The organism is Sporosarcina ureae (genome assembly GCF_002101375.1).
In the GTDB taxonomy this organism is placed as follows: domain Bacteria; phylum Bacillota; class Bacilli; order Bacillales_A; family Planococcaceae; genus Sporosarcina; species Sporosarcina ureae_B.
This window is the reverse complement of sequence record NZ_CP015207.1, coordinates 284,781-298,964: the sequence shown is the minus strand read 5'-3', so window position 1 is coordinate 298,964 and position 14,184 is coordinate 284,781. Positions and strand designations below refer to the sequence as shown.

Here is a 14,184-nt window from a genome sequence, read left to right as displayed (position 1 = left end):
ATAAACTTTTTTATCTCTTTATTATCACGTAAGGAAAAATGAAATTAGTCATTAATTTTACACTTTCGCCGCATTTAAACAAATAAGTATAATTATGGTTATCTCTTAGAAGTAGGGGGATTGACTTGAATGTTATTTGAGAAAAATAAGTTCAGTATATTTACGATTATTACTTGTTTAGTGATGATGGTTAGTATTGTATGGACACCACAAAATACTTAGGCTGCTAATTTACATGTGGATGAGGTAGCTAAGATTACTTCGGAATATCTTGTATTGAATGAAAAAGATGGCACAGTGATCATCGAAAGAGAGGTAGAATTAGAATCTCGAATCGGTAAAGAATATTTTAATGAGTTAGTACAAACCTTAGAAAAACTTAATGAAGTTTTATCAAGTCCAGCAGGTGAGAAGTACAAAAAAGAAATATTCGAAGAAGCAAACTCGAATGTTGTGTCGATGGCTAAAATAAGTGGCTGTGGCGCTGCAACCCTTGCTGGTTTTGCACATACTGGAGCCTTTACTGGGCTTATGACAGTTGCAGGTGTTAGTGGTCCAGCAGGATGGGCTTTAGGTACTGTTGTTGGCGGGGTATGGCTAGCAGGGAGTGCGGCAGCTGGGTGTTTAAAATAATTTATAGATTAAATACTGAGATTAATACTCAAAAGCCCTCCAGCAATGGAAGGCTTTTGAATGTAACTTAATTAGTAAAGAGGTACATTGAAAAAGTCTGCGATTTCAGATCCTGTTATTATGATAAAAATGACTCACCAAGGTCCGCATTGTAAAGGGGCGAGGTGGGTCATTTTTTATTGTATCAACATGAAATTCAACTTTTAAAGGACAACGGCTAAAAGTATTTGTGTAATCGGACGCGTGAATGGAAAACGATATTGAGTCACAATACCGATGAGTTTTTCAGGAAGCCAACAGAGCACAAATCCTGTTTTTGAATAGCAGAACATGTATTAATAATGGACACTCTCGATCTTCAAGCATTTCATACACTTCCTATATGTTACGTTTTCTGTATATTCATGTATACACTGTGCTTGCAGGTGAGCCAACTGTTCTTCTAACTGATGAAGGTTACGGCGTTTTACAGAGATCTGATGTATTAACTGTTCAGTTGTCATAACTCCATTCACTCCTTATTATAGATAGATTTCAGCACCCGATTTTTTTAATTCTTCAGCTTTTTCTTTCAAACCATTTTCTAATGCTAGTTTTTCTTCTAAACTGTTGTCATCCGCATATTTTCTAATGTCGTGTGAAATTCGCATACTGCAAAACTTTGGCCCACACATCGAACAGAAGTGGGCGACTTTTGCCCCTTCAGCCGGCAATGTTTCATCATGGTATTCCATCGCGCGTTCAGGATCCAGACTTAAATTAAATTGATCTCTCCAACGGAATTCGAAACGGGCTTTTGATAATGCATCGTCACGTTTGTATGCGTCAGGATGGCCTTTTGCTAAATCAGCTGCATGTGCTGCAATTTTATATGTGATAACGCCTTCACGCACATCCTCTTTATTGGGTAGACCGAGATGCTCTTTAGGCGTTACATAGCACAACATCGCGGTCCCGAACCAACCAATCATAGCCGCACCAATAGCAGACGTGATGTGGTCATAGGCAGGTGCAATATCTGTCGTCAACGGACCGAGTGTATAAAAAGGCGCTTCTTGACAAATCTCCATTTGCTTATCCATATTTTCTTTAATTAAATGCATAGGCACATGACCAGGACCTTCTACCATGACTTGGACATCATGGGACCAAGCAATTTTCGTTAATTCGCCAAGTGTTTCAAGTTCAGCGAATTGTGCTTCGTCATTGGCGTCAGCGATGGAGCCTGGACGTAACCCGTCTCCTAATGAAAAAGCAATATCGTATTGTTTCATAATTTCACATATGTCTTCAAAGTGCGTGTACAAGAAACTTTCTTTATGATGCAACATACACCACTGCGCCATAATAGAACCACCACGTGAGACAATACCCGTCACGCGATGAATCGTCATGGGAATATAACGAAGCAGAACACCTGCGTGGATTGTAAAGTAACTGATACCTTGCTCTGCTTGCTCAATCAATGTGTCACGGAATACTTCCCATGAAAGATCCTCCACTTTGCCGTTTACTTTTTCCAACGCTTGATATAACGGAACCGTTCCTACTGGGACAGGCGAGTTGCGAATGATCCATTCACGTGTAGTGTGGATGTTCTTTCCAGTTGATAAATCCATGATATTATCTGCACCCCAACGTGTAGCCCATGTCATCTTTTCCACTTCTTCAGCAATGGAGGAAGAGACCGCAGAATTTCCGATATTCGCATTGATTTTCACATGGAATTTACTTCCGATAATCATTGGTTCTGCTTCTGGGTGGTTAATATTGGACGGGATAATGGCTCGGCCTCTCGCAACTTCATCCCGTACAAGTTCAGGCGTTACATTTTCACGAATCGCAATGAACTCCATTTCAGGTGTAACGATCCCTTTACGTGCATAATGCATTTGTGTAACATTCATGCCGCTTTTTGCTCGTAATGGTTTGCGTTTCAACAAGGGAAATTCTGCGTCATGTTGCATTTGTTCCATTGAACGATACCCGTTATCCCGTGGCTTCACTTGTCTGCCTTCATATTCTTCTACGTCATTTCGTTCCACTATCCAGTTCTTCTTGATGTTTGGAAGTCCTTTTTTAATATCCACTGTGTAACCGGCTTCCGTGTATTTACCACTCGTATCATAGACACGGAAAGGTTCATTCGGTATTTCCCCTTGGTCGGTTACAGTGGGGGATAACTCAATTTCGCGCATCGGTACAAGTATGTCTGGACGACTACCTCGTACATAAACTTTTCTACTTGCCGGAAAACATTCATGGATATGGATTTCTTCTTTCTTCTCTTGCATGTTGTCATCGTCTCCTTTTGAGGTGTGACATGACTCGATTCAAGTAAAGGGAATCGGCAACAAAAAAAGACCAGTTCCGTAGATAGGACCTGGTCTTCAAAACGCAAAAATACGCGTTGCAGATAAAATGAAAACTTCCCTACGCTGGTACGAGCCAGATCAGGTCCAAAGAGTCCGGAATGCGTGTATAATCATTCCATCTCAGTCCAATAACGTTGGACACCCCTAGTTATAGTATTTAATTGTGTGAACAGTAATAGTCTACCATATGCTCAGCCGTTTTAAAAGAGTTATTATACTTTTGATTTCCATACCACTCAAAAAAGCAAGTACTCATGAGAAGTGAATGTCTATGTATGACTTGTAGGATGCATAAGTAGTGATGACGTGAGATAATCAAAAGTGAAAAAATAAAAGAGGGAAGGATCGTTGTAGTGAAGTGTTCGTCGTATAAAATATAAGCGAATGAGAAAGATGGGTGCTATGAGGATGTAAAGTCCAATTCATGAAGCTTGAGGAATCATGGTGCTTGTAGAACATTACATAGTAATTGAAGTCAGTAAAGAAATTATATTATTATGGTCAGGACATGCGTCCAGACAACTAACTAGAAATTTCATTCCAACAGAGGAGGTAACCACTATATGGCTTATGTATTACTAATTATTGGATTTGTATTATTGATAAAAGGAGCCGACTATTTTGTGGATGGCTCTTCAAATATCGCAAGACTGCTGCAAATTCCGCCTATTTTGATTGGTCTCACCATTGTAGCGCTCGGAACTAGCTCACCAGAAGCAACGGTCAGTATTATTGCGGCGATGGGTGGAAACGCAGACGTCGCAGTAGGGAACGTAGTGGGAAGTAATATATTCAATATTACTATCGTGGTAGGGATCGCGGCATTTCTGTTTCCGTTGAAAGTACAAAGTGAGACCATTCGCAAAGAAATTCCGTTTACTTTACTGGCAGGTATAGTGATGTTGGTGTTGATGAGTGATATGGCATTACAAGGCTTCAGCAGCAATATGATCACGCGCGGTGATGGAATTATTTTCTTGCTATTCCTATCAATCTTTATGTACTATGTGATTGAACTTGGCCTTCGAAGCCGTCAAAATGCCACACTTACACAAGCCACTGATAATGTGAAGTGGGGAAAGAATATCCTCATTACGCTAGTCGGGCTGGCGGCAATTATTTTCGGAGGAGATTTGGTCGTCGATAATGCTACGACAATCGCTTATTCTCTAGGCATGAGTGAAACATTGGTTGGTCTCACGATCATCGCCATCGGTACCTCTTTACCTGAACTGGTTACCTCGATTTCAGCAGCCTTGAAAAAAGAAAGTGAAATCGCTTTAGGAAATATCGTAGGGAGCAATATTTTCAACATTCTGTTCGTTCTCGGGGCATCCTCTGTCATTACGCCGATCGCCGTGAACGATAAAGTATTCATCGACGTGATTATTATGCTTGTATTGACATTAGTATTGTTGCTGTTCGCTAGAACTGGCTTCAAAATTGGTAAGCGTGAAGGTTTGATGCTAGCTGTAGCATACGTCGTGTATCTAGTGTATGTTATTTTACGTAATTAGGAAAAACACCTCGGTCTGTCCTCGGCACAGATCACTAAGAAAAGGCTACTCTCCATTCGTGGAAAGTAGCCTTTTCTATCTTTATGGCACGATGTGTAGCGTGAATATGGTGATCGATAATTATAAATTGTAAAGTTCTTGTTATCTCCACTTATACCCGATCCCCCAAACCGTCACCAAAATCTCTTCGATAGGAAAATGGGATTTCCTCAACTTATCCCGTAGATTTCGAATATGGGAATCGACTGTCCGGACTTCTGTATACGTGTCATATTCCCAAGCGACTTGAAGCAAATCTTCCCGTGTGAATGTGCGGTTTGGCCGGTTCATCATCGCTTCTATAATATAGAATTCCTTTAACGTAAGTCGAACTTCATGCGTGTCATAGTGGATGGAATAGGACTCCAAGTCAAGCGTAAATGGGCCTTCTTGAATAGTCTTTGGTTGATTTTCTTCTTCTGTACGTCGCAATGCCACACGTACTCTTGCTGTGAGTTCGCATTCGTCAAATGGTTTCGTAATATAATCATCCGCACCTTGGTCGAGTCCTTTCACCACATCTGATTTATCGGAACGAGCAGCACGAGATGTACATCCTCCATCCAAGTGAATAACTGCGGTTTCAAACGGATTCACCAGCCACAAATGCCGTCACACAATCTTCGGATAATGTTCGATCTTTTCATAGCATCTCATTAATCACCAAGTTAATTATTAGAAGATTTTAAATTTTATGTTGACAATGAATTTATTTAGAAGTATGATATGACCATATAGAAACATTGTTTTCTATATAAAACAGCAGACTTCTTTGAATAAGCGTTTTCGTCAAGAGGTCTAAAAATAGGGAGGAAGAAAACATGGAGTTCACAACAGTAGAGGATTTTGAAAAGAAATATATTGCGAGATTGGGAGATAGAAAGTTGGACTGGAACGTTTTAAAGTTCCAAGAAGAATTAGATCCGAGATATCGCCGTGCACAAATGCGCTATATTGGACGTGGTGCAACAGCAAACAAAGATTCAAATGTAATTGAAGCAAATAACTTCACATTAAGCACGATGGTTTTACCAGCTGGTTCAATTGGTCCATTGCACTTACACTCAGACGTAGAAGAAGTGTTCTTCATTTTGGAAGGTGAAATGACGGTCCTTTTAGAGTATGAAGGAAAAGAGTATGAGATAAAAATGAATAAGCGCGACTGTGTCAGCGTACCACCCGGCATTCAGCGTGGTATCCGCAACGATGGAAAAGAAGATGCGATGATGCTTGTTATGCTAGGTGCGGCAAAACCACAACTACCGACTTATCCAGAAGGCAGCGAACTTGAAAAAATTCGCATTGAGCGTGCGAAAGAAAGAGAAGCGATTGTTGCGCAGGCAGACCGCTAATTTATCGATGGATCAACTGATCTTTAATCAAAAAATATTTTTGCACAGAATGTAGAGGCGTCTACCATAGAAGACTTTCATCTCTAAAAGTGACAAAATGATAGCGCTTTAATTATCCAGTTTAGCAGGTCATCCAAACTCTAGATGACTTGCGTTCTTAATCTGGATGCAATTACGCCTCGGCGTAATTGATTACATAGTTTCATATTTTACTTAACGGTAGAGGTGCATCGACATCAATCGAAGGAAAGTGAGGAATTTAAAATGAAAATCGATGAGAAAGTATACGACATCACAATAATTGGAGGTGGCCCTGCTGGGTTGTTTACTGCATTCTATGGAGGAATGCGGGAAGCTAGTGTGAAGATTATAGAAAGTTTACCTCAGTTAGGTGGTCAGTTGTCAGTACTCTATCCGGAAAAGTATATTTACGATATTGCTGGATTGCCAAAAGTCCGTGCCCAAGAATTGATCGATAATTTAAAGGAACAAGTGAATATGTTCCCAACGACAATCTGCTTGGAGCAAGCTGTACAAACGGTGGAATGTCAAGAAGACGGGATTTTTAAACTCCAAACGAATCAAGAAATTCATTTTTCAAAGACGATCATTATTACGGCAGGGAACGGAGCATTTGCAGCTCGTCGCTTAGGGATTAAAGGCGCGGAGCAATTCGAAGGGAAAAACCTTCATTATTTCATTGACAACTTAAATAGGTTTACGGATAAAGAAGTGGCAGTATGTGGCGGGGGAGACTCGGCGGTCGACTGGGCATTGATGCTCGAACCGATTGCGAAAAAAGTTACCATCATCCATCGACGCGATAAATTCCGCGCTCACGAACATAGCGTGGAAAATTTGAAAAAATCCAGTGTGGAAATCAAAACCCCTTATATTCCGTCTGAACTGATCGGAGATGAAGGTGGTATTAAACAAATCGTCATCGAAGAGCCTAAAACTGAAAACTGTGAAGTGATTGATGTCGATGACTTTATCGTCAACTATGGATTCGTTTCCGCGCTCGGTCCAATTAAAGATTGGGGGTTGAAGATTGAGAAAAATTGCATAATCGTTAACAATAAAATGGAAACGAACATTCCTGGCATTTATGCTGTGGGGGACATTGCAACGTATGAAGGGAAAGTAAAACTGATTGCCACTGGATTCGGTGAGGCACCGGTCGCAGTTAGTAATGCAAAGCAGTACATTGACCCGAATGTACGTTTACAACCGAAACATAGTACGGCAATCTTTGCATAAAGTTTTACGATAATATATATGTTGAAGTTATTTTGGCTATAACTATCGGCTTACTGTCCGAATTGCTATCTATCATAATTTTATCGACAAAAATCAGCGGTTGAATGTTAACTTATATGATTTTAACAGTAACCGTGCTAAAAGGGGCAGATTTCATGAAAACAGATCTTTCGTGGAAAGTGGGAGGACAGCAAGGGGAAGGAATTGAAAGTACGGGTGAGATTTTCTCCAAAACTCTGAACCGGCTCGGTTTTTATTTATATGGATATCGCCACTTTTCATCTAGAATTAAAGGTGGTCATACGAACAATAAAATTCGCGTTAGTACTGAAAAAGTCCAGGCAGTTGCCGATAATTTAGACATACTTCTTGCATTCGATCAAGAAACGATTGATCTAAACTATCCTGAATTACATGAAAAAGGTGTTATCATTGCTGATACGAAATTTAAACCAGTGAAGCCGGAAGACTCGAAGGCTGAACTATATCCTGTTCCATTTACTGATATCGCTTCCGACCTCGGCACTTCTTTGATGAAAAATATGGTAGCGATCGGTGCTACTTGTGCCGTTATGAATTTGGAGGTTGAGGATTTCTCTGTTGTTATCGAAGAGATATTTAATAGAAAAGGCGGAGATATGGTTCAGAAAAATATGAAGGCTATCCAAGAAGGGTATATGTATATGCAAAAAAGCCTTGGAGAAAAAGCCTCAACTTTATATCTTGCAAAGGCTGAAAATACTCATAAACGGATGTTTCTGATTGGTAATGATGCGATTGCGCTTGGGGCTTTGACAGCAGGGGTTCGCTTTATGCCTGCATATCCAATCACACCAGCCTCTGATATTATGGAGTATTTAATTAAAAAGCTTCCAAGAGTCGGTGGGACAGTCATTCAAACAGAAGATGAAATTGCCGCTGTGACAATGGCAATCGGTTCTAATTATGCGGGTGCTCGTTCTTTCACTGCTTCATCTGGACCTGGATTATCATTAATGATGGAAGCGATTGGTCTTTCCGGCATGACCGAAACACCTCTTGTTGTTGTTGATACACAGCGTGGTGGGCCATCTACTGGATTACCGACAAAGCAAGAACAGTCTGATTTAATGGCGATGATCTATGGGAATCATGGAGAAATTCCAAAGGTTGTCATTGCTCCAAGTACAGCTGAAGAGGCTTTTTACGATACGATAGAAGCATTTAATATTGCAGATGAGTACCAGTGCCCTGTTATTTTATTGTCCGATTTACAGCTTTCGTTAGCGAAACAAACCGTAGAACCTTTTGATTTTGATAAAGTACACATTCGACGGGGGAAGTTAATTACAACTGATATTGAACAAACGGAAGAAAAGGACTATTTTAAACGCTATGAAGTAACAGACGATGGTGTCTCTGCACGTGTGATTCCAGGGGTGAAAGGTGGCATTCATCATGTAACTGGTGTCGAGCATGACGAAACAGGTAGACCAAATGAAATTGCAAGTAATCGTAAACAACAAATGGATAAAAGAATGCGTAAATTATCCGACTTGACAGAACGATTCCCAAATCCAATCACAGTGAATGTTCCAACAACAGAAACAGATCTTTTACTAATAGGATTTAATGCAACGCGTGGTGCTATTGAAGAAGCTGTCCACCGTCTGAGAGAAGAAGGATTGAACGTAAATCACTTGCAAATTCGACTCATTCACCCATTCCCGACAGCAGCTATCAAGCCTTATATAGTCGGGGCAGATCATGTACTTGTTGCAGAAAGCAATGCGACGGGGCAACTTGCCAATATTATAAAAATGAATGTTGGTCATGTCGATAAAATTCAAAGCATGTTGAAATATGATGGTGATCCATTCCAACCACACCATATTTACGATGCGAGCAAGGAGTTGTTAGAACATGTCTACATCAACAATTAAAGATTTTAGAAATGGTGTGAAGCCAAATTGGTGTCCAGGTTGTGGAGATTTCTCTGTACAAGCAGCGATCCAGCGTGCTGCAGCTAATCTAAATCTTTCTCCAGAAGATCTGGCGGTTATCTCTGGAATTGGCTGTTCCGGTCGTATTTCAGGCTATATTAGATCATACGGTCTACATGGAATCCACGGAAGGGCGCTTCCGATTGCTCAAGGAGTAAAGATGGGGAATCGTGATCTTACTGTCGTTGCGGCTGGAGGAGATGGTGATGGTTTTGCAATTGGGATTGGACATACGATTCATGCGATGCGGCGTAATATGGATATTACTTATATCGTAATGGATAATCAAATTTACGGATTAACAAAAGGTCAGACATCACCGCGTTCAGAGGATGGGTTTATTACATCATCGACACCGGAAGGATCAATTGAAAAAGCAATATCTCCAATGGAGATGGCGATAACTAGTGGAGCTAGCTTTGTGGCACAATGTTTCTCAGCGGATATTAAGGAATTGACTGCGACAGTGGAAGCAGGAATACAACATAAAGGTTTTTCAATTATTAATGTCTATAGTCCATGTGTCACATACAATAAAGTGAATACGTATGATTGGTTCAAAGAGAATTTGACCAAATTGAGTGATCTAGAAGGATATGATTCTTCCAACCGTGAAATGGCCATGAACACTTTAATGAAACATAATAGCCTGGTAACTGGAATTGTTTATCAAGAAGAGAAGCCTTCTTATCAAGAGTTAGTAAAAGGGTATGCAGAGCAACCCTTGGCGCATATGAACCTCGATTTACAACCTGAACTTTTTAGGGAACTTGTAAACGAGTTCATCTAGTTTTTTTACACAAGATTGAAAGACATAAATAAATCTAATTGTGCGGAGGCGCAATTGACAATAGAAGATGAAAGGGGAATCACGATATGAAGAAGTATACATTAGTAGAACAAGAGACTTGTATCGCTTGCAGTGCGTGTGGAGCTACTGCCCCCGATATATTTGATTATGATGATGATGGGCTATCTTATAGTATTCTCGACGATAATACAGGTGTTACGCCAATAGGAGAAGATTTAGTAGATGATCTTATAGATGCTTGTGAGGGATGTCCAACAGACTCGATACAAGTAGCAGACGAACCGTTTCTACTTGTAGTAGAAAAATAATATCTCAAGATAGAAGTCTCCCTTCTTATAGTGTAATGACGGTGTAGATTCACTATTTCAATAATAGATGGGGGAAATAAGAGGTCGCTTCTTATTTCCTTTTTTGATTGTTTTAAGATGTTATTTGAATATAGTGTATTTTGGTAATAGTCAGTTTGGAACTTAGGAGTCGCTTGACTTTACGAAGAATAAGTACGTACAATTAATATTAATATCGGGAACTTTGTTTTATTGATAAAACATAGAAAAAACGATAAAAATGCTTGAGGAGGGGTTTTATGTCGAAAGTGGAGTTGGTGGATCTGCCTATTCATTATCTCAGTAAAGGAAGTGGACCACCGCTTGTCTTATTGCATGGCTTAGGAAATAACTCGAAGTCATGGATCCATCAATTGGAAGGGCTGAAGAAAGATTATACGGTAATTGCTTGGGATGCTCCCGGTTACGGTCAAAGTGCGGACCCTGTTCCAGAATTACAACATTTTTCCCAGTTTGCGGATCATTTAAAGAAGTTTCTTGATGATCTTCTATTAGAGGAAGTTTATTTGTTAGGGCATTCGATGGGGGCGGCAATTGCGATCGATTTTGCGATAAGATTTCCTGAAATGGTTACCAAATTGATGATTGCTGCACCGACCCGGGGAGCGGCTGGGCTCAATGAAGAAGAAAATATAAAGAAAAGAAAAGCTCGGCATGATCTCGTAGAAAATACTCCACCAGAAGAATTAGCAAGACAAAGAACGTCTGCACTGCTCGCTGCAAATGTAGATTCTTCAATTTTGGAATATGCGCAAAACATTATGGCTGAAGTCCGACTGGCAGGTTATAAATCAGTTGCCAACAGTTTATACCACTTGAATCAAATGGATGAGTATTCAAAAGTTATGGTTCCGACTCTTGTCATTTGTGGAGAAGAGGACCAGGTGACGCCTGTCAGCGAGTCGGAAATTATTGTCGAAAGGCTGAAAGACGGACGTTTGAAGACAATAGCGGATGCGGGCCATCTCAGTTACTTGGAAAAACCGGAAGTATTCAATAAATATGTATTAGATTTTTTAAGAGAAGAGGAATAGATAGTGGAGATCACAAAAAAGAAATTGGAAAAGCAAAAAAGTGATAATGAAAAATATCTTTCAAATTCCATTTTACGTGGATTGGAAGTTTTAAAGATGTTCAGTGTAGAAAATCAGACTTTGTCCTTGGCAGAAATTGCAAGTAATTTAGGTGTCAGCCGAACAACGCCTTATCGCATCTTGTATACATTGGAAGAGTGCGGTTATATTTATCAAGATAGTCATACGAAGCGCTATGGACTTAGACCGAAAGTACTTGAACTAGGCTACACTTATTTGAACAGTCTCGAACTACCAGAACTAGCGGCGCCTTATTTGGAGAAGTTAAGAGATGAAACGGGCATGTCTTCACATATGGGGATATTGGACGGGAATGACATAGTGTATATCGCCAGGTATCCGGCTAGAAGTGTCGCTACGATTACAATTAACGTCGGATCACATCTGCCTGTCCATGCTACAGCGATGGGGAAATGTCTATTGGCACATTTACCCGAAGAAAATAAAGAAGAGTTGTTGTCAAAGCTGCAAGTATTGCAGATACCCGATGCACCGATAGTGGAAGTCAAAAAATTGCGTGATGAATTACAATCCATTAAAGAAAAAGGCTACGTCTTCCATAAAGGGGAGTTTGAAACAGGAGTTTGGTCTGTCGCTTGCCCGATCTTTGGGAAAGACAATAAAGTGATTGCTGCCATAAACATAGCGATTACACAACATGCGGCCGACGAAGAGCTGATGGAAGAAAAGATTATCCCGGCAGTTTGTCAAGTAGCTAGAGAAATATCCTCATTTATGGTTCTGACTATCTAATCTGTATTACAAAAGAAGTCGCACTCTACTAGGCATATACATCATTTGCGTCTTTCAGCAAATTGTAGCTGTGCCTAGTTACTGACTTTAAGTTAATTTTTGATAAGTCTGAAAACTGTATTGACAAAAATGCACAAGTAAGATAATGTGAATATTAGTATTAGAAACAATGTTTTCTATGCAAAACGAAGGATATTGAAAAAAACCGCTTGAGTAAAAAAATTACTATTCTATGTCATTTAGTAAAGAAAGATTGGAGAGGTGGGGAAACTCAATGCTTGAAATAACACATTTACGCCACATAAGTTTAATAACACCTAACCTGGAAGAACAAATCGAATTTTATAGGGATGTATGGGGATTGGATGTTGTCTCACAAGATGACAATCATGTCTATTTCCGCGGTTCAAGTCCTGAACATCATATCCTTCATCTGCAACGAGGAGAAAGAAGAGGTCTCCATCACATTGCATTTGGAATGGTGGACAAAATAGCAGTAGACAAAGCGGCGGTCTTTCTGAAAGAGAAAGGCGTGGAGATCATCCAACAGCCGGGCTATCTAGATGAAGTGGGGGGCGGTTATGGCCTTCGTTTCGTAGACTATGAAAACCGTTGCTATGAACTTTCAACATGGGTAGACATCCATACAGAACCATGGCAAAGAAAAGTCGATTCGAACCCGCTTTACTTGAACCATATCGTCTTAAACACAACTGATATCCAACGGTCAACGGATTTCTTCACTGAAGTGCTCGGCTTTATGGTTTCAGATTGGAGTGAGGATCAGATGGTGTTCCTGCGGTGCGATAAAAATCACCATGAAATTTCGTTTAACCGGGCTGAACATGCATCGCTCAACCATATCGCCTATGAAGTGGAAGGTGTGGATGAAGTGATGCGTGGAATCGGCAATGTCCGGAAGAAAGGATACAAAGAGATTTGGGGACCGGGAAGACACGGACCAGGCAATAACATCTTCTGTTATTTCCAAGATCCAGGCGGGTTTGTCATGGAGTACACATGTTATGTAGATGTGATTGAAGATAAAAAAACATGGCGCGCGCAAGTTTGGAAGCGAGTACCGCATTTATCGGATAGATGGGGAATTGCAGGACCGCCTTCGCCAGAAACTAGAGTGAAGATGGCGGGAGAGCCGGATCCCGGTTGGGCTTTAGTAAATACGAAGTGATGGAAAAAAGGGGTGGCTGAGTAGTATGGATTTAAATTTAAAAGACAAAGTTGTTGTCGTCATGGGCGGCACGGCGGGTATCGGTTTTGAAACAACGAAGATGCTACTGGAAGAGGGGGCGAAAGTCGCTATTTGCGGACGGAGCCAAGATCGCTTAAACCAAGCAGTCGAAAAGTTGACAAACGATTCAAATCGGGAAAATCTATTCGGCCTAACATGTGATGTTTCCAAGCGTGAAGACGTAGAAGCATTCATTAATGCGACGGGCGAACATTTCAAACGAATTGACGTACTTGTCAATAATGCAGGGCGGAGTATTATGTCACACTTCTTCGACATTACGGATGAGCAATGGCAAGAACAAATCAATCTGAAATATTTTGCAGTCATTTACGCGGTCCAAGCAGTTGTTCCGTTCATGAAAGCACAAGGGGAAGGTCGAATTATCAATATGAATGCGACACTTTCCAAAGAGCCGGAACCACACATGGTTGCAACTGCCGCAACGAGAGCGGGATTGTTGAATATGACGAAAAGTTTGTCGCATGAGTTGGCGAGAGATAATATACTCATCAATACAATTAGCCTTGGGTTGATCAAAACGGACCAATGGGAACGCCGAAGATTGGAACGAGCACCAGATGTGGATCCGGAAGTGTATTATAAAGAGTTGGCGGAAAATAGAAAAATCCCACTGGCTCGGGTTGGTTTACCTGAAGAAGTCGGAAATGTCATTTTGTTTTTAGCGTCAGAACGTGCCAGCTATGTCACAGGTGCAAATATAGAAGTATCGGGTGGGTTAAGTAAAGTTTTATAGGACAAGGGGGACTTG

At 40.6% G+C, this 14,184-nt stretch carries 13 protein-coding genes and 1 riboswitch; of the genes, 11 read left to right on the top strand and 2 right to left on the bottom strand.

The window, feature by feature from the left end; all coding sequences use genetic code 11:
* Positions 1-276: 276 nt before the first annotated feature.
* Positions 277-633, top strand: coding sequence for a hypothetical protein (locus SporoP8_RS01460; protein WP_157111213.1), 357 nt, complete (start codon positions 277-279; stop codon positions 631-633).
* Positions 634-1,154: 521 nt separating this feature from the next.
* On the opposite strand, the gene thiC is transcribed toward SporoP8_RS01460, so the two are convergent.
* The gene (gene thiC, locus SporoP8_RS01455) at positions 1,155-2,927 is read right to left on the bottom strand and encodes a phosphomethylpyrimidine synthase ThiC (protein WP_085130874.1); all 1,773 of its coding nucleotides are present in this window, start codon (positions 2,925-2,927) and stop codon (positions 1,155-1,157) included.
* Between the two features lie 119 nt (positions 2,928-3,046).
* Positions 3,047-3,164: riboswitch (TPP riboswitch) on the bottom strand.
* 407 nt (positions 3,165-3,571) lie between these two features.
* On the opposite strand from thiC, the gene SporoP8_RS01450 reads away from it, so the two are divergent.
* Positions 3,572-4,525, top strand: coding sequence for a calcium/sodium antiporter (locus SporoP8_RS01450; protein ID WP_085130873.1), 954 nt, complete (start codon positions 3,572-3,574; stop codon positions 4,523-4,525).
* 141 nt (positions 4,526-4,666) lie between these two features.
* Here the strand turns inward: SporoP8_RS01450 and SporoP8_RS01445 are convergent, their stop codons facing one another.
* Positions 4,667-5,161, bottom strand: coding sequence for a response regulator transcription factor (locus tag SporoP8_RS01445; RefSeq protein WP_232319184.1), 495 nt, complete (start codon positions 5,159-5,161; stop codon positions 4,667-4,669).
* A 224-nt stretch (positions 5,162-5,385) separates the two neighbouring features.
* Between SporoP8_RS01445 and SporoP8_RS01440 the strand changes: the two genes are divergently transcribed.
* From SporoP8_RS01440 to SporoP8_RS01400, 9 genes are all read left to right on the top strand, one after another.
* Entirely contained in the window at positions 5,386-5,916 is a 531-nt protein-coding gene (locus tag SporoP8_RS01440; protein ID WP_085130871.1) for a cupin domain-containing protein, read from the top strand.
* 264 nt (positions 5,917-6,180) lie between these two features.
* A complete protein-coding gene (locus tag SporoP8_RS01435) occupies positions 6,181-7,176 on the top strand; it encodes an NAD(P)/FAD-dependent oxidoreductase (RefSeq protein WP_085130870.1) in 996 nt (331 codons plus the stop codon).
* A gap of 155 nt (positions 7,177-7,331) precedes the next feature.
* Positions 7,332-9,098, top strand: coding sequence for a 2-oxoacid:acceptor oxidoreductase subunit alpha (locus SporoP8_RS01430; RefSeq protein WP_085130869.1), 1,767 nt, complete (start codon positions 7,332-7,334; stop codon positions 9,096-9,098).
* Complete coding sequence (locus SporoP8_RS01425; RefSeq protein ID WP_085130868.1) at positions 9,079-9,948, top strand: 2-oxoacid:ferredoxin oxidoreductase subunit beta; 870 nt, start codon at positions 9,079-9,081, stop codon at positions 9,946-9,948. The genes SporoP8_RS01430 and SporoP8_RS01425 overlap by 20 nt, the downstream gene beginning before the upstream one ends.
* Positions 9,949-10,034: 86 nt before the next feature.
* Positions 10,035-10,277: a ferredoxin gene (locus SporoP8_RS01420; protein ID WP_085130867.1), complete on the top strand. Its 243-nt coding sequence runs from the start codon at positions 10,035-10,037 to the stop codon at positions 10,275-10,277.
* Positions 10,278-10,555: 278 nt separating this feature from the next.
* Entirely contained in the window at positions 10,556-11,350 is a 795-nt protein-coding gene (locus SporoP8_RS01415) for an alpha/beta fold hydrolase (protein ID WP_085130866.1), read from the top strand.
* A 3-nt stretch (positions 11,351-11,353) separates the two neighbouring features.
* Positions 11,354-12,163, top strand: a complete 810-nt coding sequence (locus SporoP8_RS01410; protein ID WP_232319183.1) for an IclR family transcriptional regulator — start codon at positions 11,354-11,356, stop codon at positions 12,161-12,163.
* Between the two features lie 274 nt (positions 12,164-12,437).
* Positions 12,438-13,352 carry a VOC family protein gene (locus tag SporoP8_RS01405; RefSeq protein ID WP_085130865.1) on the top strand — a complete coding sequence of 305 codons (915 nt, stop codon included), beginning with the start codon at positions 12,438-12,440 and terminating at the stop codon, positions 13,350-13,352.
* 25 nt (positions 13,353-13,377) lie between these two features.
* Positions 13,378-14,169 carry an SDR family oxidoreductase gene (locus SporoP8_RS01400; protein ID WP_085130864.1) on the top strand — a complete coding sequence of 264 codons (792 nt, stop codon included), beginning with the start codon at positions 13,378-13,380 and terminating at the stop codon, positions 14,167-14,169.
* Positions 14,170-14,184: the final 15 nt, after the last annotated feature.

What these genes read in the sequence shown, in the direction of transcription:
- SporoP8_RS01425 (WP_085130868.1), top strand. Translation starts at nt 9,079, where the DNA reads ATGTCTACATCAACAATTAAAGATTTTAGAAATGGTGTGAAGCCAAAT.
- SporoP8_RS01405 (WP_085130865.1), top strand. Translation starts at nt 12,438, where the DNA reads ATGCTTGAAATAACACATTTACGCCACATAAGTTTAATAACACCTAAC.
- SporoP8_RS01430 (WP_085130869.1), top strand. Translation starts at nt 7,332, where the DNA reads ATGAAAACAGATCTTTCGTGGAAAGTGGGAGGACAGCAAGGGGAAGGA.
- SporoP8_RS01450 (WP_085130873.1), top strand. Translation starts at nt 3,572, where the DNA reads ATGGCTTATGTATTACTAATTATTGGATTTGTATTATTGATAAAAGGA.
- thiC (WP_085130874.1), bottom strand. Translation starts at nt 2,927, where the DNA reads ATGCAAGAGAAGAAAGAAGAAATCCATATCCATGAATGTTTTCCGGCA.
- SporoP8_RS01400 (WP_085130864.1), top strand. Translation starts at nt 13,378, where the DNA reads ATGGATTTAAATTTAAAAGACAAAGTTGTTGTCGTCATGGGCGGCACG.
- SporoP8_RS01415 (WP_085130866.1), top strand. Translation starts at nt 10,556, where the DNA reads ATGTCGAAAGTGGAGTTGGTGGATCTGCCTATTCATTATCTCAGTAAA.
- SporoP8_RS01435 (WP_085130870.1), top strand. Translation starts at nt 6,181, where the DNA reads ATGAAAATCGATGAGAAAGTATACGACATCACAATAATTGGAGGTGGC.
- SporoP8_RS01440 (WP_085130871.1), top strand. Translation starts at nt 5,386, where the DNA reads ATGGAGTTCACAACAGTAGAGGATTTTGAAAAGAAATATATTGCGAGA.
- SporoP8_RS01420 (WP_085130867.1), top strand. Translation starts at nt 10,035, where the DNA reads ATGAAGAAGTATACATTAGTAGAACAAGAGACTTGTATCGCTTGCAGT.